Origin of the sequence: Rhodococcus olei, assembly GCF_039540555.1 — a bacterium.
Taxonomy (GTDB): domain Bacteria; phylum Actinomycetota; class Actinomycetes; order Mycobacteriales; family Mycobacteriaceae; genus Rhodococcus_G; species Rhodococcus_G olei.
Window position 1 is genome coordinate 14,397 of record NZ_BAABFB010000019.1, and the last position, 22,866, is coordinate 37,262.

The 22,866-nt window shown below is 70.3% G+C and carries 21 protein-coding genes, 2 pseudogenes and 1 riboswitch; of the genes and pseudogenes, 8 read left to right on the forward strand and 15 right to left on the reverse strand.

Annotated elements, in window-relative coordinates; all coding sequences use genetic code 11:
* Window positions 1-10 precede the first annotated feature (10 nt).
* Genes ABD951_RS03670 through ABD951_RS03690 form a run of 5 tightly spaced genes read left to right on the forward strand, consistent with a single transcriptional unit; the run spans window position 11 to window position 5,471 of the window.
* Window positions 11-1,753, forward strand: a complete 1,743-nt coding sequence (locus ABD951_RS03670; RefSeq protein ID WP_345342273.1) for a nitrite/sulfite reductase — start codon at window positions 11-13, stop codon at window positions 1,751-1,753.
* Window positions 1,750-2,469 (forward strand): phosphoadenylyl-sulfate reductase, encoded by a 720-nt coding sequence (locus tag ABD951_RS03675; protein WP_345342275.1) that lies wholly within the window; start codon window positions 1,750-1,752, stop codon window positions 2,467-2,469. Before ABD951_RS03670 ends, ABD951_RS03675 begins: the two co-directional genes overlap by 4 nt.
* The gene (gene cysD / locus ABD951_RS03680; protein WP_345342277.1) at window positions 2,466-3,401 is read left to right on the forward strand and encodes a sulfate adenylyltransferase subunit CysD; all 936 of its coding nucleotides are present in this window, start codon (window positions 2,466-2,468) and stop codon (window positions 3,399-3,401) included. Before ABD951_RS03675 ends, cysD begins: the two co-directional genes overlap by 4 nt.
* A 2-nt stretch (window positions 3,402-3,403) precedes the next feature.
* A complete protein-coding gene (locus tag ABD951_RS03685; RefSeq protein WP_345342279.1) occupies window positions 3,404-4,690 on the forward strand; it encodes a sulfate adenylyltransferase subunit 1 in 1,287 nt (428 codons plus the stop codon).
* Window positions 4,691-4,721: 31 nt separating this feature from the next.
* Complete coding sequence (locus ABD951_RS03690) at window positions 4,722-5,471, forward strand: sirohydrochlorin chelatase (protein ID WP_345342392.1); 750 nt, start codon at window positions 4,722-4,724, stop codon at window positions 5,469-5,471.
* 48 nt (window positions 5,472-5,519) lie between these two features.
* On the opposite strand, the gene ABD951_RS03695 is transcribed toward ABD951_RS03690, so the two are convergent.
* From ABD951_RS03695 to ABD951_RS03755, 13 genes and pseudogenes are all read right to left on the reverse strand, one after another.
* Window positions 5,520-6,674: a THUMP-like domain-containing protein gene (locus ABD951_RS03695; RefSeq protein ID WP_345342281.1), complete on the reverse strand. Its 1,155-nt coding sequence runs from the start codon at window positions 6,672-6,674 to the stop codon at window positions 5,520-5,522.
* A 7-nt stretch (window positions 6,675-6,681) separates the two neighbouring features.
* Window positions 6,682-7,668, reverse strand: coding sequence for a class I SAM-dependent methyltransferase (locus ABD951_RS03700; RefSeq protein ID WP_345342283.1), 987 nt, complete (start codon window positions 7,666-7,668; stop codon window positions 6,682-6,684).
* A gap of 97 nt (window positions 7,669-7,765) precedes the next feature.
* Window positions 7,766-8,545: an enoyl-CoA hydratase/isomerase family protein gene (locus tag ABD951_RS03705; protein ID WP_345342285.1), complete on the reverse strand. Its 780-nt coding sequence runs from the start codon at window positions 8,543-8,545 to the stop codon at window positions 7,766-7,768.
* A gap of 139 nt (window positions 8,546-8,684) precedes the next feature.
* Window positions 8,685-9,494 (reverse strand): NUDIX hydrolase, encoded by an 810-nt coding sequence (locus ABD951_RS03710; RefSeq protein WP_345342287.1) that lies wholly within the window; start codon window positions 9,492-9,494, stop codon window positions 8,685-8,687.
* 112 nt (window positions 9,495-9,606) lie between these two features.
* Entirely contained in the window at window positions 9,607-10,437 is an 831-nt protein-coding gene (locus tag ABD951_RS03715) for an ABC transporter ATP-binding protein (protein ID WP_345342289.1), read from the reverse strand.
* A 6-nt stretch (window positions 10,438-10,443) separates the two neighbouring features.
* Window positions 10,444-10,923: pseudogene (locus ABD951_RS03720) on the reverse strand (YczE/YyaS/YitT family protein); the annotation flags it as partial.
* Window positions 10,924-11,034: 111 nt separating this feature from the next.
* Window positions 11,035-11,649, reverse strand: a complete 615-nt coding sequence (locus ABD951_RS03725; protein WP_345342291.1) for a TenA family protein — start codon at window positions 11,647-11,649, stop codon at window positions 11,035-11,037.
* Window positions 11,646-12,251, reverse strand: a complete 606-nt coding sequence (locus ABD951_RS03730; protein ID WP_345342293.1) for a TenA family protein — start codon at window positions 12,249-12,251, stop codon at window positions 11,646-11,648. The genes ABD951_RS03725 and ABD951_RS03730 overlap by 4 nt, the downstream gene beginning before the upstream one ends.
* Entirely contained in the window at window positions 12,248-13,585 is a 1,338-nt protein-coding gene (locus tag ABD951_RS03735; protein ID WP_345342294.1) for a purine-cytosine permease family protein, read from the reverse strand. Before ABD951_RS03735 ends, ABD951_RS03730 begins: the two co-directional genes overlap by 4 nt.
* Window positions 13,577-13,682, reverse strand: a riboswitch (TPP riboswitch). It overlaps the preceding gene by 9 nt.
* A 27-nt stretch (window positions 13,683-13,709) precedes the next feature.
* Window positions 13,710-14,504, reverse strand: coding sequence for an aminoacyl-tRNA hydrolase (locus ABD951_RS03740; protein WP_345342296.1), 795 nt, complete (start codon window positions 14,502-14,504; stop codon window positions 13,710-13,712).
* Window positions 14,504-15,736 carry a phosphoserine phosphatase SerB gene (gene serB / locus ABD951_RS03745; protein ID WP_345342298.1) on the reverse strand — a complete coding sequence of 411 codons (1,233 nt, stop codon included), beginning with the start codon at window positions 15,734-15,736 and terminating at the stop codon, window positions 14,504-14,506. Before serB ends, ABD951_RS03740 begins: the two co-directional genes overlap by 1 nt.
* 128 nt (window positions 15,737-15,864) lie before the next feature.
* The gene (ctaD, locus tag ABD951_RS03750) at window positions 15,865-17,601 is read right to left on the reverse strand and encodes an aa3-type cytochrome oxidase subunit I (protein ID WP_345342300.1); all 1,737 of its coding nucleotides are present in this window, start codon (window positions 17,599-17,601) and stop codon (window positions 15,865-15,867) included.
* A 171-nt stretch (window positions 17,602-17,772) separates the two neighbouring features.
* On the reverse strand, window positions 17,773-18,609 hold the full coding sequence (locus tag ABD951_RS03755; protein ID WP_345342302.1) for a DUF427 domain-containing protein: 837 nt from the start codon (window positions 18,607-18,609) through the stop codon (window positions 17,773-17,775).
* Between the two features lie 95 nt (window positions 18,610-18,704).
* Between ABD951_RS03755 and ABD951_RS03760 the strand changes: the two are divergent.
* The 3 genes and pseudogenes from ABD951_RS03760 to ABD951_RS03770 all read left to right on the forward strand — a co-directional run bounded on the left by ABD951_RS03760 (window position 18,705) and on the right by ABD951_RS03770 (window position 21,353).
* Window positions 18,705-19,711, forward strand: a pseudogene (locus ABD951_RS03760) (ABC transporter substrate-binding protein).
* A 46-nt stretch (window positions 19,712-19,757) separates the two neighbouring features.
* Window positions 19,758-20,834 carry an ABC transporter substrate-binding protein gene (locus tag ABD951_RS03765; RefSeq protein ID WP_345342304.1) on the forward strand — a complete coding sequence of 359 codons (1,077 nt, stop codon included), beginning with the start codon at window positions 19,758-19,760 and terminating at the stop codon, window positions 20,832-20,834.
* Between the two features lie 42 nt (window positions 20,835-20,876).
* Complete coding sequence (locus tag ABD951_RS03770; protein WP_345342306.1) at window positions 20,877-21,353, forward strand: NUDIX hydrolase; 477 nt, start codon at window positions 20,877-20,879, stop codon at window positions 21,351-21,353.
* A 1-nt stretch (window position 21,354) separates the two neighbouring features.
* On the opposite strand, the gene ABD951_RS03775 is transcribed toward ABD951_RS03770, so the two are convergent.
* Both ABD951_RS03775 and nrdF read right to left on the reverse strand, forming a co-directional pair.
* Complete coding sequence (locus tag ABD951_RS03775) at window positions 21,355-21,744, reverse strand: VOC family protein (protein ID WP_345342308.1); 390 nt, start codon at window positions 21,742-21,744, stop codon at window positions 21,355-21,357.
* 143 nt (window positions 21,745-21,887) lie between these two features.
* On the reverse strand, window positions 21,888-22,862 hold the full coding sequence (nrdF, locus tag ABD951_RS03780; RefSeq protein WP_345342310.1) for a class 1b ribonucleoside-diphosphate reductase subunit beta: 975 nt from the start codon (window positions 22,860-22,862) through the stop codon (window positions 21,888-21,890).
* Window positions 22,863-22,866: the final 4 nt, after the last annotated feature.

Consider the following 22,866-nt stretch of genomic DNA (forward strand, 5'->3'; position numbering starts at 1 on the left):
CGCCCTGAAGATGTCGCAGTCCGTCGACTCCGCGCCGCCCGCCGAGGCGGCGCCTCGCACCGACAAAGCGGACGCCGCCCCTCGCGCCCGCACCCCGCGGCCCGCACAGCGCCGGTCCGAGGGCCAGTGGGCCCTCGGCTACCGCGAGCCGCTCAACGCCAACGAGCAGACCAAGAAGGACGACAACCCGCTCAACGTCCGCGCCCGCATCGAGAACATCTACTCGAAGCAGGGCTTCGACAGCATCGACAAGTCGGATCTGCGTGGCCGGATGCGCTGGTGGGGTCTGTACACCCAGCGCGAGCAGGGCTACGACGGCACCTACACCGGTGACGAGAACATCGACCTGCTCGAGGCCCGGTACTTCATGATGCGGGTCCGGTGCGACGGCGGCGCCCTGAACGTCGAGCAGCTGCGCACCCTCGGCGGCATCTCCACCGAGTTCGGCCGCGACACCGCCGACCTGTCCGACCGCGAGAACGTCCAGTACCACTGGATCGAGATCGAGAACGTCCCGGAGATCTGGCGCCGCCTCGAGTCCGTCGGCCTCAAGACCACCGAGGCGTGCGGCGACTGCCCGCGCGTCGTCCTCGGCTCCCCGCTGGCCGGCGAGTCGCTCGACGAGATCCTCGACCCGACCCCGGCGATCGACGAGATCGTCCGCCGCTACATCGGCGACCCCGCCTACTCGAACCTGCCGCGCAAGTTCAAGACCGCGATCTCCGGTCAGCAGGACGTGGTCCACGAGATCAACGACGTCGCGTTCATCGGCGTCAACCACCCCGAGCACGGACCCGGACTCGACCTCTGGGTCGGCGGCGGCCTGTCCACCAACCCGATGCTCGCGCAGCGGGTCGGCGTGTGGGTGCCGCTCGACGAGGTGCCGGACGTGTGGGAGGCGGTCGTCTCGATCTTCCGCGACTACGGCTACCGCCGGCTGCGCAGCAAGGCGCGGCTGAAGTTCCTGATCAAGGACTGGGGCATCGAGAAGTTCCGCGAGGTGCTCGAGACCGAGTACCTGAAGCGGAAGCTGATCGACGGCCCCGCCCCGGAGAAGCCGGCCCGTCCGATCGACCACATCGGCGTGCAGAAGCTGCGCAACGGACTCAACGCGATCGGCTTCTCCCCCATCGCAGGCCGGGTCTCCGGCACCATCCTGACCAAGGTGGCGGACGCGGTGGCCGCCGTCGGCTCCGACCGCGTCCGCTTCACCCCGTACCAGAAGCTGATCGTGCTCGACGTGCCCGACGACAAGGTCGAATGGCTGATCGACGAGCTCAAACCTCTTGGCCTGCACGGACGACCGTCGCACTGGCGGCGGAACCTGCTGGCGTGCAGTGGCATCGAGTTCTGCAAGCTGTCCTTCACCGAGACCCGCAAGCGGTCCCAGGTGCTCGCACCGGAACTCGAGGAGCGCCTGGCGGACATCAACGCCGACCTGGACGTGCCGATCACGGTGAACATCAACGGCTGCCCCAACTCCTGCGGCCGGTCCCAGATCGCCGACATCGGATTCAAGGGCCAGCTGGTCGACGACGGCGAGGGCAACCAGATCGAGGGCTTCCAGGTGCACCTGGGCGGCAGCCTCGGCCTCGACGCCGGATTCGGCCGGAAACTGCGTCAGCACAAGGTGACCAGCGAAGAGCTGGGCGATTACATCGAGCGCGTGGTGCGGCAGTTCGTCAAGCACCGCAACGAGGGCGAGCGGTTCGCCGAGTGGACCGTCCGCGCAGACGAGGAGGACCTGCGATGACATCGAGCGTGGACCTGGCCAATGCCACCGAGGCCGAACTCCGCGATCTTGCCGCGCAGGGGGCGGCAAGTCTCGACGGAGCGTCCGCCGAGGAGCTGCTGCGCTGGACCGAGGACACCTTCGGACAGAACTACATCGTCGCGTCGAACATGCAGGACGGGGTGCTGGTGCACCTGGCCGCGCAGGTGCACCCCGGCGTCGACGTGCTGTTCCTCGACACCGGCTACCACTTCGCCGAGACGATCGGCACCCGTGACGCCGTCGAGGCCGTGTACGGGGTCAACGTGATCAACGCCCAGGCCGAGCAGTCGGTCGCCGAGCAGGACGTACTGCTGGGCAAGGACCTGTTCGCGCGTGACGCCAACGAGTGCTGCCGGCTGCGGAAGGTGGTGCCGCTGAAGAACACTCTGGCCGGATACAAGGCGTGGGTGACCGGCATCCGCCGGGTCGAGGCGCCCACCCGGGCCAACGCTCCGCTGATCTCGTTCGACGAGGCGTTCGGGCTGGTCAAGATCAACCCGATCGCCGCCTGGTCCGACGACGACATGCAGAACTACATCGACAAGCACGGCATCCTGGTCAATCCGCTCGTCGACGAGGGTTATCCGTCCATCGGGTGCGCGCCCTGCACCTCCAAGCCAGCTCCCGGCTCCGATCCGCGCAGCGGACGTTGGGCCGGCAACTCCAAGACAGAATGCGGGTTGCACGCCTCATGACTGCTGAACTGACCGACATCCGACCGCTGCTCGACGGCTCCGAATTCGACACCCTCGCGGCGCTCGAGTCCGAGGCGATCCACATCTTCCGCGAGGTCGCGGGCGAGTTCGAACGCCCGGTGATCCTGTTCTCCGGCGGCAAGGACTCCACGGTGCTCCTGCACCTGGCGATCAAGGCGTTCTGGCCGGCCCCGATCCCGTTCGCGCTGCTGCACGTCGACACCGGGCACAACCTGCCCGAGGTGCTCGCCTTCCGCGACCACGTCGTCGAGAAGTACAACCTGCGCCTGCACGTGGCCAACGTCGAGGACTACCTCGCCGACGGCCGCCTCACCGAGCGGCCCGACGGCGTCCGCAACCCGCTGCAGACCGTGCCGCTGCTCGACGCGATCGCCGAGCACCGCTTCGACGCGATCTTCGGTGGCGGGCGCCGCGACGAGGAGCGCTCCCGCGCCAAGGAGCGGATCTTCTCGCTGCGCGACTCGTTCGGCCGCTGGGACCCGAAGAAGCAGCGCCCCGAGCTGTGGAACCTGTACAACGGCAAGCACTCCCCCGGCGAGCAGGTCCGGGTGTTCCCGCTGAGCAACTTCACCGAGCTCGACATCTGGCGCTACATCGCCCGCGACGACATCGAACTGGCGAGCATCTACTACGCCCACCAGCGCGAGGTCTACCAGCGCGACGGGATGTGGATGACCTCCGGCGTGTGGGGCGGACCACGCGAGGGTGAGCAGGTGCAGACCCTGTCGGTGCGCTACCGCACCGTCGGCGACGGCTCCACCACCGGCGCGGTGCTGTCCGAGGCCGCCGACAACGACGCCATCCTGGCCGAGGTCGCGGCGTCCCGGCTGACCGAGCGCGGCGCCACCCGTGGCGACGACCGAGTTTCCGAAGCGGCCATGGAAGACCGCAAGCGAGAGGGCTACTTCTGATCATGAGCGACCTGTTGCGCCTGGCTACGGCCGGCAGCGTCGACGACGGCAAGTCCACCCTGGTGGGCCGGCTGCTGTACGACACGAAATCCGTTCTGGCCGACCAGATCGACGCCGTCACCCGCGCGTCGGTCGACAAGGGCCTCGACACCCCGGACCTCTCGCTGCTGGTGGACGGCCTGCGCGCCGAACGCGAGCAGGGCATCACCATCGACGTCGCGTACCGGTACTTCGCGACCCCGAAGCGCAGCTTCGTGCTGGCGGACACCCCCGGTCACGTCCAGTACACCCGCAACACCGTCTCCGGCGCCTCCACCGCGCAGCTGGTGGTGCTGCTCGTCGACGCCCGCAAGGGTGTGATCTCGCAGACCCGCAAGCACGCCGCGGTGCTCGCCCTGCTCGGGGTGCCGAAGCTGGTGCTGGCCGTGAACAAGATCGACCTGGTCGAGGATCCGGCGACGGTGTTCGCCGACATCTCCCGCGAGTTCAACCAGCTGACGTCCTCGCTCGGCTGGGCGAACGAGGACGTCGTGGAGATCCCGGTCTCCGCGCTGCACGGCGACAACGTGGCCGTGCGGTCGGAGAACACGCCGTACTACGACGGTCCGACGCTGATCGAGCACCTCGAGTCGGTGCCGGTCGACGCCGAACCGCACCGCGTCGGTCTCCGCTTCCCGGTGCAGTACGTGATCCGCCCCCGCACCGCGGAGTTCCCGGACTACCGCGGGTATGCGGGTCAGGTCGCCGCCGGCGAGGTCCGTGCCGGCGACGAGGTCGTCGTGCTGCCGTCCGGCATCCGCACCACGGTCACCCGGATCGACACCGCCGACGGCGAACTCGACTCCGCGCACGCCGGCCGCAGCGTCACGCTGGTCCTCGAGGACGACGTCGACATCTCCCGCGGCGACACCATCGCCTCCCCGCAGGACGCGCCGGAACCGCTCGGCGAGTTCGAGGCGACCGTGTGCTGGCTGGCCGAGAAGCCGCTGCACCCCGGTGCCCGGCTGCTGCTCAAGCACGGCACCCGCACCACCCAGGCGATCGTCGGCGCCCTCGTCGAGCGGTTCGACGAGCAGGAGCTCACCACCGAGCCCAGCCCGGCGTCGTTGCAGCTCAACGAGATCGGCAAGATCTCGGTGCGGGTCGCCGACCCGATCGTCGCCGACGACTACCGCGTCAACCGGCACACCGGCAGCTTCCTGCTGATCGACCCGGCCGGGGGCAACACCCTCGCGGCCGGACTGGTCGGCGACGCCATCGCCGCCGTCGAACTCGGCGAGCGGGTCTAGCTCGGTGACAACGCCCCTGATCGCCGCGGCGGTGCCGCCGATGATCGTCGTCGCACACGGCAGCCGTGACCCGCGCTCCGCGCGGGCCGTCGCGGCCGCCGTGGCGGCGATCCGGGGCGCGAGGCCGGACCTCGACGTCCGGCTGTGTTTCCTCGACCTGTCCGCGCCGTCCGTGGACCAGGTCGTCGACGCCGTTGCCGCGGAGGGCCATTCGTCCGCTGTCGTGGTGCCGTTGCTGCTCGGCAGCGCGTTCCACGCACGCGTCGACCTGCCGGGACTGCTCGCGGCCGCCCGGCGTCGGCATCCCGGGCTGGACCTGGTGCAGGCCGACGTGCTCGGCGACGACGACCGGCTCGTCTCCGCGGTCCGCGACCGTGTCCGCGACGCCGGTGTCGCGCTCGACGACCCGCGGGTCGGGGTGGTCCTCGCCGCGGTCGGATCCTCCCGCCCGGACGCCAACGAGCGCACCGCCGCCATCGGCCCGCGACTGCACGCCGGCACCGCCTGGGCGGGCGTCGAGGTGTGCTTCGCGACGACCGACCCGACGGTCGCGCAGGCGATCTCCCGGCTCCGCGAGCGTGGGGCCCGGTCGATCGTCGTCGCACCCTGGTTCCTCGCGCCCGGTCTGCTCACCGACCGTGTGGACCGGGCCGTCGAGGCCCTGGCCGCGGACGCGGAGCGCGCCGACGTGATCGGCGACCATCCCCTGCTGGTCGAGGTCGTGCTCGACCGCTACCGCGCCGGCCTGCGCACCCTCGCCGCCGACCGCGCCGCCGCCTGACGCGGCTCCACCGCCACCGAGCGACTCTCACCCCGCGTGGGGTGAGCGTCACTCACGGGTGCCGGCGGCGCAGACGAAGGCCGTCGGGGTGCGGCCGATCCGGGTCAGCACCACGCTCAGCGAGCGGATGCCCCGCAGCTTGAGTCGCGGCCGCAGGACCGCGGGGTCCACGTCGAGGCCGCGGACCAGGATCTCCGCGACACCGCAGTCCAGTCGGGCCAGCTCCTGCCGCAACGCCTTCTCGGAGTACTTGAGCTGCACGAGGATCCGGAATCCACGTACCCCGGGCGGTACCCGGTCACCGGTCAGGTAGGCGATCCGCGGGTCGAGCTGCCACAGTCCGTGGCGGGACGCGTAGTGGCGCACCAGACCGGCGCGGACCACCGCCCCGTCCGGGTCGACGATCCACTCCCCCGGTTCCCGCTCGGGGATGTCGTCGGGCTCGGCGTCGGTGAGGTCCCAGCCGCTGCCGTCGGCGGCGAGCACGGTCGCCCGCCGGCGCACCCCGTCCCCGGCCAGTCCCGGCGACCACAGGCACGCCTCGCGCACCCCGCCGGACAGCGAGACGATCTCCACCTCACCGTCCCAGCCGAGCTCGTCGTAGTCGAGTCCGGGCGCGCACTTGACCGCGATGTCCCGGCCCGCGTACACGTCCAGCAGATCCGGCAGCGGCGGCACCAGCGCCGCCGGGTCGTGCCTGCGCTTGCCGCCCGCACGCCGCGCCGGGTCGGCGAGGACGACGGTGCCGCGGCTGCACGGAACCAGGGCGTCGGCGCGGATCACGGTGGCGCCCGGGACGTTTCGAGTCGCCATAGCCAACCGGACCGGGTCGAGGTCGCTGCCGAGCACCGCCCCGGCCACACCGACGAGAGCGGACAGTTCCGCCCCGACCGAACAGGTGACGTCGTGGACGTCGCGGCCCGCCAGCCGCGCCGCACGGTGGCGGGCGACGACGGTCGGGGTGGCCTGCTGCAGCGCGTCGTCGGTGAGCAGCCAGGGCCGGTCGTCGAGCTTGCCGACCGCACGCCGGCGCAGCAGCACCGTCTCGACCAGCGCACCGGCCCGGTCACCGAAACGCGTACGCACCCGGCCGATGTCGGCCAGGTGCGTACGCGCGGTCAACTCCAGGCGATCCACCTCGGCGAGGTCGTCGGCGGCGCCGCTCAGGTACCGGACGTCCGAGGTGGTGAAGTCGTATCCCACCGGAGAGTCAGGACTCCTTCTCGCCGGGCTTCACGCCGGTGATCATCGCGTTGTAGAAGAAGCTGCGCGGGACGACGTGCTTCATCACGTTCTCGTCCAGCCAGCTCAGCGTCTTCCAGCCACCGAACGCGAACTTCGCCCAGTTCCAGCCGAGCTTGCCCTCCGGGACGGCGGCCTCGAACGTGCGGACCGGCCAGCCCAGCATCGCGGCGGTGAACTCCTCGCTCGCGGCGTGCACCTGCACGGCGCCCGCCGACCGCGCCATCTTCTCGAGGTCCGCCGGGTCGAACGTGTGGATGTCGACGACCGCCTCGAGGGCGGCGGCCCGGGACGACTCGTCGAGTTCGGCCTGCGGGCGACGCCAGCCCTTCAGCGGGCCGAACTTGGTGACGTTCGTGGTCAGGTACCAGGTGGTGCGGCTGAGCCAGCGGGCGTAGAAGTCGCCGACGGTGGTCGGCTCGCCGGCGAAGACGAAACGGCCGCCCGGCTTGAGCACCCGGATCACCTCGCGCAGGGACTGCTCGACATCCGGGATGTGGTGCAGCACCGCGTGGCCGACGACGAGGTCGAAGGTGTTGTCCTCGTACGGGATCCGCTCCGCGTCGGCGACCCGGCCGTCGACCGGCAGACCCAGACCCTCGGCGTTGCGCAGCGCGACCTTGACCATGCCCGGCGACAGGTCGGTGACCGAGCCCGTCTTCGCGACGCCACCCTGCATCAGGTTGAGCAGGAAGAAGCCCGTGCCGCAGCCCAGTTCGAGCGCCCGCTCGTACGGCAGCTGCTGGTCGCCTGCGACCGCGTCGAACCGCCCGCGGGCGTAGTCGATGCAGCGCTCGTCGTACGAGATGGACCACTTCTCGTCGTAGGTCTCGGCCTCCCAGTCGTGGTAGAGGACCTGGGCGAGCTTGGTGTCCTTGAGCGCGGCCTCGACCTCTTCGGCCGTGGCGTGCGGGTTCGGCGCGGGGTCGACGCCGTCGTTCGGGCTTGCAGTCATGGACGAGAGCCTACCCAATGGTAAGGAATGAACAAGTTCCAGTTTTGCGGTCGATGTCCCGGGCGGCGCGTCCCCGCCCCGCCCGGGACACCCGGCGTCACTTGCCGACGAACTTCGCCTTGCCCGGCCCGTTCTCGATGAACGACGCCATGCCGATCGACCGGTCCTCGGTCGCGAACAGCGCCGCGAACTGGGCCGCCTCGATCTTCAGGCCGGTGTTCAGATCGGTGTCGAGACCCTGGTCGATGGACGCCTTGGCCGCCGCCAGCGCCCGGGAGGCGCCGCCGACGAACTTCGACGCCCACGCGCGGGCCGCGTTGTACACCTCGTCGGGGGCGACCATCTCGTCGATCAGACCGATGGCCAGGGCCTCCTCGGCGCCGACGAATCGTCCGGTGAACACCATGTCCTTGGCCTTGGCGGGCCCGATCAGCCGCGCCAGACGCTGGGTGCCGCCGCCGCCGGGAATGACACCGAGCAGCACCTCGGGGACACCCAGCTTGGCGTTGTCGCCGGCGATCCGGCGGTCCGCGCCGAGCACGATCTCGAGTCCGCCCCCCAGCGCGTAGCCGGTGATCGCGGCGACCGTCGGCTTCGGGATGTCGGCGATCGATCCGAGCGCCGACTGCAGCTCCCCGGCGATCGGGGCCATGTCGGCGTAGGTCATCTCGGCCATTTCCTTGATGTCCGCGCCGGCCGCGAACACCTTCTCGCCGCCGTACACGATGACGGCCTGGACCGCGTCGTTGACGGTGGCCTCGCGGGCCGCCGCCCGCAGCTCCTCCTGGAGCTGACGGTTCAGGGCGTTCATCGGAGGACGGTCCAGCCGGATGGTGCCGATGCCGTCGGACACTTCGAGTGTTACGAACTCAGCCATGAGCGGAAGGCTACCGCGTGCTCCGGAACCGAAACCCGGCGGCGCGCGTGCGCCGGAACCGACGCCCGCGGCGCCACCGCTTGCTCCAGAGCCGAATCCCGCGGCGCCACCGCTTGCTCCAGAGCCGGATCCTGCGGCGCTACCGCTTGCTCCAGGGGTGAATTCCGGCGTCGTAGTAGGGCTCCTGTCCGGGGAACCGCACCCGCAGCTGACCGTCCTCCTGGTACAGCACCGGCAGGATCACCGGGATCTCCGGCTCCGCGGCGAGGACCTCGGTCACCGAGCCGAACGAGGCGATCGACTGCAGCTGCGTCCACGTCGGCGGCAACAGCATCGTGCGCCCCTCGCGCCAGTCCGCGATCGCCTCCTCGGGGGTCTGCCACGCGACCGCGGCCGCCTCGGAGGTCTCCCCGTCCGCGGTCTGCCCCGCCGGTGCCGCGGCGACGAAGAAGCGCGTGTCGTAGCGCCGGTGCTCACCGACCGGCGTGATCCAGTTCGCCCACGGCCGAAGCAGATCCGCACGCAACACCAGGCCCTCGCGGGCCAGGAACTCGCTGAACGAGAACTCGCGCGACTCGAGCTGCTTGCGCGCCTGTGCGTAGCCGGAGGTGTCGGAGACGACGCTGTCCGGGGTGGGGCCGGCGAGCAGCACACCGCACTCCTCGAACGTCTCCCGAACCGCGGCGCACACCAGGGCCTTCGCCCGGGACTCGTCGACACCGAACCGTTCCGCCCACCACGACACCGGCGGCCCGGCCCACGCGACGTCGGCGGTCGCGTCCTGCGGGTCGACGCCCCCGCCGGGGAACACCGTCATGCCACCGGCGAACGCCATGCCGCCGACGCGGCGCAGCAGGAACACCTCCGGCCCGGACTCGCCGTCGCGGACCAGGATCACGGTGGAGGCGTCCTTCGGGGGGACGTCGGGGTGCAGTTCGTTCGAAGCCATGTGACGCAACTTACGCCGCGTCCGTCCCGCCGCCGCGCACCACTCCCCACCCGCCCGAGAAGAACCTTCCGCACCGTCCGCTGCGGACGGCGTCCCACCCGGAGGCGTCGGCTCAGCGGCGGTGCTTGCCGGGCAGCCGGCTGCGACGCGCGAAGAAGCGGCCGTCGACACGGTCGAGGGCGATGGACTGACTGAAGGCGGTCGTCAGGTTCTCCGCGGTGATCACGTCGTCGATCAGGCCCTGCGAGACGACCTCGCCCTCCTTCAGCAGCAGGGCGTGCGTGAATCCGGGCGGGATCTCCTCGACGTGATGGGTGATCAGGACGGTCGCCGGAGCATCCGGGTCCGCCGCCAGATCCGCCAACCGGGCGACGAGTTCCTCGCGACCGCCGAGGTCGAGGCCGGCCGCCGGCTCGTCGAGCAGCAGCAGTTCGGGGTCCGTCATCAGGGCGCGAGCGATCAGGACCCTCTTGCGCTCCCCCTCGGACAGGGTGCCGTACGTGCGGTCCGCCAGGTGCTCGGCCCCGATGCTCTCGAGGATCTCGACCGCGCGGGTGGTGTCGACGTCCTCGTAGCGTTCCCGCCACCGGCCGAGGACCGCGTATCCGGCCGAGACGACGAGATCCTTGACGAGTTCGTCCGCCGGGACGCGGTGTGCCAGCGCCGACGACGACATCCCGATCCGCGGCCGCAGCTCGTTCACGTCGACACGGCCGAGCGTCTCGCCGAGCAGGTTCGCGTTCCCGGACGTCGGGTGCATCTCGGCCGCCGCGATGCGCAGCAGTGACGTCTTGCCGGCGCCGTTCGGGCCCAGCACGACCCACCGCTCGTCGAGTTCCACCTTCCAGGTCACGGGACCCACCAGGGTCACGCCCCCGCGGCGGATGAGCACGTCGTCGAAATCGATGAGCAGATCGGGATCCAGTTCGGGCACGACGCCCATCCTTGCCTACGCGCTCCGCACGCTCGCAGCAGGACCGGGTTGCGTGTCGCCCACGTCGGCGGGCGCGCAGGTCACCGGGCCGGCGCCGGGCCCTCCGCGACGATCTGCCTGCATCGCGCGCATCATCAGTTGGATCAGCGGCCCGATCCCGAGCGCGTAGACCACGGTGCCCACCCCGACCGTGCCGCCGAGCATCCAGCCGGTGGCGAGCACGGTCACCTCGATCCCGGTCCGGACCAACCGGACCGACCGGCCGCTGCGGCCGACCAGGCCGGTCATCAGGCCGTCCCGCGGCCCCGGACCGAGGCCCGCGCCGATGTAGAGCGCCGTCGCCAGGGCGTTGAGCACGACCGCGAACAGCATGACCGGAATCCGTGCCGCCAACGAGCCCGGCTCCGGCAACAGGGCCAGCGAGGTGTCCACGGCCAGCGCGATCACCACGACGTTCGCGACCGTCCCGACACCCGAACGAACCCGTAGAGCCACAGCCCGACGACGAGCGCGGCGAGGCGGGCGGGCATGCGGGTGAACATGGTGGCCAGTCTCCGGCACCACCGGACCTGCCGAGAAGAGCCACTTCACGCCCGCTGGACTGCCCTAGCTCGTGCACCCGTCCCAGAACTGCACCTCGAACTCGGCGACCCGGCCGAACGCCGCCCGCTGCGCGGGAGTCGGCTCCCCCGCTCCCAGCAGTTCGCCGAGGTCGGCGACGTAGTTCGCGAACGGCGGCGCACTCCAGTTGTCGATGAAGGAGCGGTACCGCGAGTCGGCGGCCGCTGCGCGCTCGCGGACGGTCGTCCATGCGTCGAGGTACGCCTTCTCCACGCCGTAGAGCACCGTCGAGGCGATCTCGTAGCCGTCGTGCAGGCTCGCCAGCATGAACGAGGTGTACGACGCGCAGCCGAGGCTGGGCCGGTATCCGTCCCGGCCGAGGCCACGTGCGTCGAGCTCGGCGCGGAAGAGGTCGAGTTCCGGTGTGAGCGCGGCGATCCCGCCCGCGAGCACGTCGCGGGACCGCTCGTCGGGGGCGAGGGTCAGGACGCCGGCGAGGAAGCGTCGGAACTCCACCACGAACGCGTGGTCCTCGAGCAGCCAGCGGTTGAACGACTCGGCGGCGAGCGTGCCGTCGGCGGTGGCGAGGACGAAGGGATGCTCGGCCAGCTGCCGCCAGCGGTCGGCCTCGCCGTCGACCAGCGCGCGGGCCCGGCTCATCGCGCGTCCCAGAACGCGAGTTCGTGCCGCATCGCCGTCATGAACGCCTGCTCGGCGACCGCCTCGTCGGGGGCCGCCTCGTCCAGGATCTCCGCGCACCGGTCCGCCAGCGCCGCGAAACCGGGGTCGGCGTAGGTGTCCACCCAGCGCCGGAACCGCGGGTCGGCGGGCGGGTCCGCGGCCAAGGCCCGGCCCAGCTCGGAATAGCCCCACATGCAGGGCAGCAGCGCGGCCAGTCCGCGCCCGTAGTCCGCGGCGGCGTCCAGCAGGAACTCGGTGTACGCCGCGCACTGGGGGCTCTTGACCGCCGCGTCGAAGTCGGCCCCGAACGGCTCGGACAGCTCGCGGTGCAGGCTCAGTTCCTCGTGCAGCGTCGAGTGGGCCAGGTCCACCAGATAGCCGAGGTGCCCGTCCGGCGCCTGCCACGCCAGCCGCGCGAACACGCGCGTGTAGTCGAGCAGATACAGGTAGTCCTGTTCGAGCCAACCGCGGAACACGGCCGGGTCGAGGTCGCCCCGGGCGATGCCCACGACGGTCGGGTGCGCCAGCTGCTCCGCGAGCAGCGGCCGTCCCCCCTCCTGCAACCGGGACGAGAGACTCACGCCCGCACCACCTTTCGCCTGTCAACCATTCCGATCAGCAGCGTCAGAGCACCCGCCGCGACCAACGCGACCAGCGACGCCGACCAGCCCGCCGCCGAAATCCCCAGCGTCGACTGCAGATTCGTCCACCACGAGGTCCAGCCGGACCCGAATCCGGTGAAGTAGGTCGGCGTCACCAACTGGTACACGACGAACCCGACCGCCCACGGCACCAGCATCGCCCACCGCGTCGGAGACTGTTCCGACACGTCCCAGTGGCCCCGCCGCAGCAGGTAGAACGCCGCGAGGAACGTCCCGGTCAGCGGCACGAACACGGCGCCGATCAGGAACAGGAACGGCTCGTAGCTGTACGCGTCGACGGTGAGGGCGAGCAGCGTCGCCACCACACCGACCGCGATCACCAGGTAGCGGCGGTCCAGGGACGGCCGCAGGTTCTGCGCGCTGATCGCGGTCGAGTAGATGTTCGCGAACGCCTCGTCGACCTCGTCGACGAGCAGGATCAGCAGCGCCACCCCGGCCAACGGCAGCACCAGCAGGCTGCCGATCACGTCGAAGCCCGGTTCCAGGGCGAAGGCCGCGAACGCGAGCACGCCGAGCGCGAAGAACGCGATCGTCGCGCCGCCGTAGCCGACGCCGGCGCCGAGGAACGCCGCCCGCGGGGAGCGCGAGTGCCGGGCGTAGTCGGCGGCCAGCGGCACCCACGAGATCGGCATCGCGATCACCAGGTCGACGCTCGTCCAGAAGCCGGAGAATCCGCCGTCGGTGAGCGCGGGCAGATCCTTCATCAGCACGTTCACCAGCAGGTAGACGGTGGACGCGAGCGCCGCCCACACCGCGTAGCGCGCGAGGATCTTGACCACCCGCAGCGGGTACAGCGCCATCACCGTCGCGAGGACGCCGCCGACCAGGACGAACGGCCACCGCTGCCAACCGGTCAGCCGAGCGGCGGCCTCGGCGATCACGAAGACCTCGAACGTCGCCCATCCGACGCACTGCACCAGGTTCAGCACCGTCGGCAGCGCAGACAGCCGCGTTCCGAGCAGGCCCCGCATCATCACCATCGCGGGGGCGCCGACCGACGCGCCTGCGGCCGCGCACAGTCCCAGCAACCCCGACCCGATCACCGCGCCGACGACGACCGCGAGCAGTGTCGCGAGCAGCGACTGGCCCTGCATCACCGTGAACGTCGCGGCGACGGGCAGCAGCAGGGAGATCCCGAGATTGCCCCACAACCCGATCTGGGCGCCGACTCCGAGGGTCCGCGTTGGGGATTCGTCGAGTGTGAAGGACGGCTCGGCCGCGTTCTCGGACACTGGTGACGGTACGACGGACATCGCGCTGCTCCCTACGCCGGAATGACCCGGATCAGGTGTGACGGTCGGAGCGCTCACGCTCCCTCTCAGCCCCTCGTGGGCTCCCGTGCTGGATGGACGCGATCACCTTAGGACGCACGGCCCGTCAACTCCAAGCCGCGCGGAACGCCGGCACCGCGACCACCGTCATCGACCCCGGCGCCACCTCGGTGAACCCGGCGTCGCGCACGGCCACCACCTCGCCCCGGGACGCCTCGACGGCGAGAGCCGCCCAACGGTCCGGGCCGGCGTCGCGCACCGAGCAGCGGAAGCCGCCTCCGGCCCAGTCCGCCGCCTCGGCCGTGGTCATCGCCCCGGCCAGCAGCATCGCCGCGTGCCCGACCTGGGCGGCCGCCTTGCCGACGGTCATGCCGAGCTCGGCGTTCACCCACAGCACCGGAACGCCCGCGACCGGGTCCCCCGGCTCGTCGTGAACGAGGTCGGTGCCGCCGATCTGCAGCTTCCGGATCCGGGGATCGAGCGCGCCGACCGGGCCGGGTACCAGTGCGCGGGCCTGCGCGCCGTCGATCAGTGCGGTGACCCCGGCGACGTCCTGCGCGGCCAGCCACTGCGCGCCGCGGGCCCGCCGGGCCACCTTGCGGATCCGGGCACCGGTCCACGCGAGGTAGTCGCCGCGCCACGGACCCGGTTCGCCGTCCGGACCGAGCCCGACCCGGACGTCGAGACACAACGCGGCGGTCGCCGCGGCCGCCGCAGCGAGCAGGGCACTGCGGGCCGGAGGGCCGACCTTCGGGATGTGCAGCACCAACGGCATCGCCAGCACCTGCGCCGGATCGTCCGGATCGGCGCGGTGGCCGTAGCCGGCGCGGAGCACCGCGTGCCGGGCCGCGAAGCCCGCGTCGTCGACGCGCGGCGATGCGTCGGCCTCGTGCGGCGGCATCAGAGCGGGACCCGGCGCACCAGCCCGTCGACGGCGTCGGCGGCCTCGACCTCGTCGCGGGTGACACCGAGCACGAACAGCACCGCGTCGAGGAACGGGTGCGACAGCGCGGTGTCCGCCACCTCGCGCAGCGCGGGCTTGGCGTTGAACGCGACACCGAGCCCGGCGGCGTTGAGCATGTCGATGTCGTTGGCACCGTCCCCGACCGCGACGGTCTGCTCCATCGGCACCCCGACCTGCGCGGCGAACGTGCGCAGCGCGCGGGCCTTGGCGGCACGGTCGACCACGTCGCCGACGACCCGACCGGTGAGCTTGCCGTCGACGATCTCGAGGGTGTTCGCCTCGACGAAGTCCAGTTCGAGTTCGTGCGCGAGGCCCTCGATCACCTGACGGAAGCCACCGGACACGACGCCGCAGTGGAACCCGAGGCGCCGCAGGGTCCGGATGGTGGTGCGGGCGCCCGGGGTCAGTTCCAGCGTCCGGCCGACCTCGTCGATGACCGACGCGTCGAGACCGGCGAGGGTCGCGACCCGCTGGTGCAGCGACTCGGTGAAGTCGATCTCGCCGCGCATCGCCGCCTCGGTGACCTCCCGGACCTTGTCCTCGACACCCGCGTGGGCGGCGAGCATCTCGATCACCTCGCCCTGCACCAGCGTGGAGTCCACGTCGAAGACGACCAGGCGCTTCGCCCGGCGCGCGAGGCCCGCGCGCTCGACGGCGATGTCCACGGCCTCGACCATCGCGAGCTCGGACAGCGCGGTGCGCAGCCGCCCGTCCGCGTCGGCGCTGGTGTCGGCGGCGGTGACGAGCAGTTCGAGTCCGGTGACCGGGTAGTCGGCGACACCGCGGATCGCGTCGATGTTGGCGCCCTGCGTGGCCAGCGCGCGGGCGAGGTGACTGAAGGACCGGGCGGTGACCGGGCTGCCGAGGACGACGACCGCGTGCGTGGACGGCGCCGGTCGGTCGGCGGCACCGGCGCCGATCTCCACGTCCACGGTCATGCCCACCGTGGCCATCGCGTCCTCGAGCGCCTCCTGCAGGGCCTCCGGGTCGGCCGGGCACGCGACCAGCACGCCGAGGGTCAACCGGCCGCGGATGACGACCTGCTCGACGTCGAGCAGGCTGACCTGGTGCCGTGACAGCGCGGCCAGCAGCACGGACGTGACACCGGGGCGGTCGCGACCCGTCACCGTGACCAGAACCGTGGTCCCCGACTGCAACTCCGAACCCACCGAGAATCTCCCTCCATCCCGCGGCCGCGCCGCGGGTTTCGTCACCCATTGTGCCAATCACGGTCCTCCCAGCGACAAGGCCCCGCCCGAAATTCGGGCGGGGCCTTGTCGTGGGGGTGGTGCGACGCTTAGTGCACGTCCTCCAGCACGGCGGTGGCCTGCTTGCCACCGTGGCCGGGTCCGACGTGCGCCTCGGCGCGCATCCGCTCGACCATGTGCGGGTAGTGCAGCTCGAACGCGGGGCGCTCCGAGCGGATCCGGGGCAGCTCGGTGAAGTTGTGCCGCGGCGGCGGGCAGCTGGTCGCCCACTCGAGCGAGTTGCCGTAGCCCCACGGGTCGTCGACGGTGACGACCTCGCCGTAGCGGTAGCTCTTGAAGACGTTCCAGATGAACGGCAGCGTGGAGGCACCGAGGATGAACGCGCCGATCGTGGAGATCGTGTTCAGCATCGTGAAACTGTCGGAGGGCAGGTAGTCGGCGTAGCGGCGGGGCATGCCCTCGTTGCCGAGCCAGTGCTGCACCAGGAACGTGGTGTGGAAGCCGATGAAGGTGGTCCAGAAGTGCCACTTGCCGAGGCGCTCGTCCATCAGCCGTCCGGTCATCTTCGGGAACCAGAAGTAGATGCCGGCGTAGGTCGCGAACACGATGGTGCCGAAGAGCACGTAGTGGAAGTGGGCGACGACGAAGTACGAGTCGGTGACGTGGAAGTCGAGCGGCGGGCTGGCGAGCAGGACGCCGGACAGACCACCGAACAGGAAGGTCACGATGAAGCCGACGGAGAACAGCATCGGCGACTCGAACGTCAGCTGGCCCTTCCACATGGTGCCGATCCAGTTGAAGAACTTCACACCGGTCGGGACCGCGATCAGGAACGTCATGAACGAGAAGAACGGCAGCAGCACCGCGCCGGTGGCGTACATGTGGTGCGCCCATACGGCGACCGACAGGGCGGCGATGCCGAGGGTGGCGTAGACCAGGCCGCTGTAGCCGAACAGCGGTTTGCGCGAGAAGACCGGGAAGATCTCCGAGACGATGCCGAAGAACGGCAGCGCGATGATGTACACCTCGGGGTGGCCGAAGAACCAGAACAGGTGCTGCCAGAGCAGGACTCCGCCGTTGGCGGGGTCGAAGATGTGGGCGCCGAAGTGCCGGTCCACGAACACGCCGAGCAGGGCCGCGGTCAGCAGCGGGAAGGCGAGCAGGATCAGGACGCTGGTCACCAGGATGTTCCAGGTGAAGATCGGCATCCGGAACATCGTCATGCCGGGGGCGCGCAGGCACACCACGGTGGTGATCATGTTGACACCACCGAGGATGGTGCCGAGGCCGCTGACGGCGAGGCCGAGGATCCACAGGTCGGCGCCGACACCGGGCGAGTGCAGGGCGTCGGTCAGCGGGCTGTAGGCCGTCCAGCCGAAGTCGGCGGCACCGCCCGGGGTGATGAAGCCGGCGGTCGCGACGGTGGAACCGAACAGGTAGAGCCAGTAGCTGAAGGCGTTCAGACGCGGGAACGCCACGTCGGGCGCACCGATCTGCAGCGGCAGGATGTAGTTGGCGAAGCCGAACACGATCGGCGTCGCGTACATCAGCAGCATCAGCGTGCCGTGCATCGTGAACAGCTGGTTGAACTGCTCGTTCGACAGGAACTGCATGCCCGGGACCGCGAGCTCCGTACGCATCAGCAGCGCCATCAGGCCACCGACGAGGAAGAACGCGAACGACGTCACCATGTACATGATCCCGAGCACCTTGGGATCGGTCGTGGTGATCATCTTGTAGATGTACGAGCCCTTGGGTCCCAGTCTCGCCGGGAACGGCCGTTTGGCCGTTAGCTCGGGGACTGGCTGGGGCGCTACGGCAGTCACTGATCCTCCTGATTGTGCCCTTGGTCGCTCCGCAGGCTCGCTCAGGACGTCCGGCCCCGGGCTGCGAGGCGAACGTCCTCATGGCTTGCGCTCTGAGGAATCGTAGACCGTCGCCCCACGATCCGCGGAGCCGGTCCTACCCACTGTCGTACTTCGTGTCGCGTAACCCGGTCAGCCCACCTCTGACCAGGGAGTACGGGGACGATCGATCGGCGTGCCGTCGACGACGAGGTCGAGCCGCTCTTGATGAAAGGCGACGAGGCCCGCGATCTGCGGGCAGTCGGGCAGCGGGCTCTCGTAGCTCCACGCGATGTCCGTCCCGGCGTCGCCGACCCCGTCGACGGAGTAGTACGACGCCGCACCCTTGTAGGCGCAGTAGGTGCGGGTCGCCGTGGGCACCAGCCGAACGCGGACGTCGTCGCGCGGCAGGTAGAAGCGCGTCACGGGCAGCATCGTCTCGAACACCGCGAGCGGCCGCTCCGACTCGGCGAGCAGCAGGCCCCCGAGCTTCATGCGGACCCGCCGGGAGCTGCGACGGACGTCGACCCGGTGGAAGGGATCGCGCGGGTGACCGAGGATCGGCTCGTCCTCCTCCCACCAGTCGAAGGCCTCGGGGTCCAGCAGCACCAACGTGGACAGCACCTCGTCCGCGGGCCGGAACGCGGCACCGGGGCACACCCCGTCGTCGGTGACGACGTCGAGCGCGGTTCCGTGGCAGGTGTGCGCGGCGAAACCGACTCCCGGGCCGAGCGCCGGACCGGCCTGCTCGTCCAGGAACACCGGCATCTGGGTGCCCGCACGCCCCGCGGCCGGCGACAGCGTGCCCTGCACGTCGCGGATCGGCACCGCGTACACCGGGACCACCCGGCGGGGCTCCCACACCAGCACCGCGTCGAGGGAGTCGGCCACCACCCGGTCGCCACGGCGAGCACGGATCCGTTTTCCGGTCGGCAGGTATCGAAGCTCGCCCAGCTCCTGCAACAACCTCTTGCGCATCGAGACGGCCATGCCCTCCATGGTGCGCGCCGCGACCGCCGGGCGGCCACGAATCGACCCCGAGCAGTTGCTAAGGTTTCGCTTACCTAACTACCTCGGGAGATTTCGTGAAGGTCCGCAAGAACCCACTCCTCGCGCTGGCGAGCTGCGCCGCCGTCGCCCTGGTCGGCCTCACCGGCTGCTCGTCCGCGGAGGACACCGATTCGCGGTCCGGCTCGACCGACGTCGCCGGCGCCGCGTTCCCCCGCACCGTCGAGCACGCGATGGGGTCCACGGAAATCCCCCGCGCCCCGAAGCGGGTCGTCGCCCTCGACACCAGCTACTCGGATGCGGTGCTGCTGCTCGAATCGGATCTCGTCGGCTACGTCACCTACCGGACCCCCACGCTGCCCGACTACCTCGGCGACGCCCGCGCCACCCACGCGAAGGACGCGGTCCCGGTCGGTGAGCTGACCACACCCAGCCTGGAGACGATCGCCGAGCTGCGGCCGGATCTGATCGTGTCCGCGAAGGTTCGCCACGCCGCCCTGTACGACCAGCTGGCGAAGATCGCGCCGACGATCATGTCCGAGACCACCGGGCCGACCTGGAAGGACAACATCCGGCTGCTGGGTGCGGCGCTCGGCAAGGAGGACCTGGCCGAGCGGAAGATCGACGCCTACCAGGACCGGGCGGCGGCGGTGGGCGCGGACATCAACGCGAAGGCGAACGCCCCGACCGTCTCGGTCGTCCGATTCGCCGGCGAGCCGACGGCCCGGATCTACCGCACCACCTCGTTCAGCGGCATCGTTCTCGCCGACGCCGGTCTGGCGCGCCCGGCGAGCGCGGCACCGGATCCGGCGAAGGCGTCCAGCATCTCCAACGACATCAGTCCCGAGCTGATCCCGGAGGCCGACGCCGACCTGATCGTGGTCAGCCCTACAAGTCCGGCGGCGACAAGGTGGCCGACGCGGCCCGGCCCTTCGTGACCAACCCCCTGTGGGCGGGCCTGCGGGGCCGCAAGATCGACGTCGACGACACCGTGTGGATGTCCGCGGTCAGCGTCCAGGGCGCCGAGGGCATCCTCGACGACCTCGCCGCCGCCTACGAGGTCGACCCGCACCACGGTCGCTGACGTGTCCTAGTCTCGAACCGCCCGACACCCCAGAAGGACCCACACCATGCGCAAGCCCCACCCCGTCCGCCGCGCGCTGCCGGCGGCGCTGCTCGCCGCCTCGGCCGTCGTGCTCACCGCCTGCGGCGGTTCCGGCACCGACGACGCGGCGAGCACCATCGTGCGCAGCACCACGAACGTCGCCGGTGCCGGCGTCCTCGGCAACGACCGCGACACCACGAATCCGTGCGGTCCGGCCACGCCCGTCGACCCGGCCGGCGTCACCGGATCCGTCCGGAAGGTCGCGCACGCGGCCGGCGAGACCGAGGTCCCCGCGGACCCGCAGCGGATCGTCGTCCTCGACACCGACAAGCTCGACACCGTGTGTGCGCTCGGACTGCAGGATCGCCTCGTCGGCGCCGCGGTCCCGGACCAGGTCGGCGCGCCGCCGAAGTATCTCGGCCCGACGATCGCGGACGTCGAGACGGTCGGCACGCTGCCGGAGCCGAACTTCGAGAAGATCGCCGCCCTGAAGCCGGACCTGATCCTGGGCACGAAGTTCCGGGCGCCCGATGCGTACCAACGCCTGAGCGCGATCGCGCCGACCGTGTACACCGAGAAGGTCGGCATCACGTGGAAGGACAACTTCCTGCTCGACGGCGCCGCGCTCGGTCGCGGCGCCGATGCCCGGCGACTCCTCGACGAGTACCAGGTCGCGGCCACCGAGACCGGGAGGTCCCTGAACGCCTCGGAGACGCAGGCCTCCGTCGTGCGGTTCCGTCCCGGGTCGATCCGGGTCTACGGCCCCGACAGCTTCCCCGGGCAGGTGCTCGCGGACGCGGGGGTGCAGCGTCCGGAGTTCCAGCGGCTCGAGGGCGCCAAGGACCGGCGATTCACGGAGATCAGTGAGGAGGAGCTGCCGAAGGCCGAGGGCGACGTGATCTACGTCAGCTTCTTCGGTGACGACGCGCAGGATCAGGGTGTCGAGGTGATGAACGGCGACCTCTGGCAGAAGCTCGGCGCCGTGCAGGACAAGCGGGTGTTCAAGGTCGACGACGAGATCTGGATGACCGGCATCGGTGTCGTCGCCGCCCACGACATCCTCGGCGATCTCGAGGCGTCGCTCAATGGCTACGTCAACTAGGCCCCGGCCGCCGCGGGCCGCGCCGAGCGCCTTCCGGTACTGATGGCCGTCCCCGAGTTCATCACCGCGCTCCGCGCTCACGTCGGACACGCCCCGTTGTGGCTGTCCGGCGTGAGCGCGGTCGTCGTCGACGAGGGCGGACGGATCCTGTTGGCGCGCAGGGCCGACAACGGCCACTGGGCGATCGTGTCCGGCATCCTCGAGCCGGGCGAGCAGCCGGCGACGGCGATCGTCCGGGAGATCCGCGAGGAGACCGGCGTCGAGGTCCAGGTGATCCGGCTGACGAGCGTCGACGTCACCCCTCCCCTCACCCACGCCAACGGCGACCACGCCCAGTACCTGGACCTGTGCTTCCTGGCCCGGTACGTGAGCGGCGTTCCGCACCCCGCCGACGACGAGAACCTCGAGGTCGGCTGGTTCTCCCCCGACGCGTTGCCTGCTCCGCTCAACGCGACGTCGGTCGGCCGGATCGAGAAGGCGCTGCGGGGCGACGAGGCGACCTGGTTCGACCGCGACTGACTCAGCCGGCGATCGCGGTCTCCCACAGACCCATGACGTTGCCCTCGGGGTCCTTGAAGTAGGCCGCGAAGCCCATCTCCCCGACCGTGGTCTTCTCCCCGATCGGTTCGCCGCCGAGCGTGGTGATCTTCGCCATCGCGTCGTCGATGCTGTCGACGTGGATGGTGATCACCGGCCCGGCCGGGAAGGACGGTTCACGCTCGAACATGCCGCCGCCGATGTAGCCGGGTTCGGACGGCATCCCGGTCTCGGCGACCGGTCCGGTGGACACGGTCGTGTAGTTCAGTTCCGGCACCTCGACGATCGTCCACCCGAACGCCTCTCGATAGAACTCGCGCGCCCGGTTCCCGTCGCCGAACGGGATCTCGAAGTGCACCACCCGACCGCTCATCGCCGCCTCCTCGTGTGGGTGAACCAGACGATTCGACGCTAGCCCCGATCGGAGCGGGTTTGAAGAGCCCGGACGCCGACAACCGAATGTGGCCGTCGTTCAGTCGAACTGAACGACGGCCACATTCGGTCGAGCGGAGGTCTCTAGAAGTCCCAGTCCTCGTCCTCGGTGTTGACGGCCTTGCCGATGACGTAGCTGGACCCGGAGCCGGAGAAGAAGTCGTGGTTCTCGTCCGCGTTCGGGGACAGCGCCGACAGGATCGCCGGGTTGACGTCCGTCTCGTCCTTCGGGAACAGGCCCTCGTAGCCGAGGTTCATCAGGGCCTTGTTGGCGTTGTAACGCAGGAACTTCTTGACGTCCTCGGTGAGGCCGACCTCGTCGTAGAGGTCCTGCGTGTACTCGACCTCGTTGTCGTACAGCTCGAACAGCAGCTCGAACGTGTAGTTCTTGAGGTCGTCGCGCTCCTCCTGCGTGAGCTGCTCGAGCCCGCGCTGGTACTTGTAGCCGATGTAGTAGCCGTGCACCGCCTCGTCGCGGATGATCAGCCGGATCAGGTCCGCGGTGTTGGTGAGCTTGGCCCGCGACGACCAGTACATCGGCAGGTAGAAGCCGGAGTAGAACAGGAACGACTCGAGCAGCGTCGAGGCGACCTTCCGCTTGAGCGGGCTGTCGCCGTTGTAGTACTCGAGGACGATCTCGGCCTTGCGCTGCAGGTTCGGGTTCTCCTCCGACCAGCGGAACGCGTCGTCGATCTCCCGGGTCGAGCACAGCGTCGAGAAGATCGAGCTGTAGCTCTTCGCGTGCACCGACTCCATGAACGCGATGTTGGTGTACACCGCCTCCTCGTGCGGGGTCAGCGCGTCGGGGATCAGGCTGACGGCACCGACGGTGCCCTGGATGGTGTCGAGCAGCGTGAGGCCGGTGAACACCCGCATCGTGAGCTGCTTCTCGCCCGCGGTCAACGTGTTCCACGACGGGATGTCGTTGGAGACCGGGACCTTCTCCGGCAGCCAGAAGTTGCCGGTGAGGCGGTCCCACACCTCCGCGTCCTTGTCGTCGGGGACGCGGTTCCAGTTGATCGCCGACACCCGGTCGATCAGCTTGATCTTCTGGCTCACGATT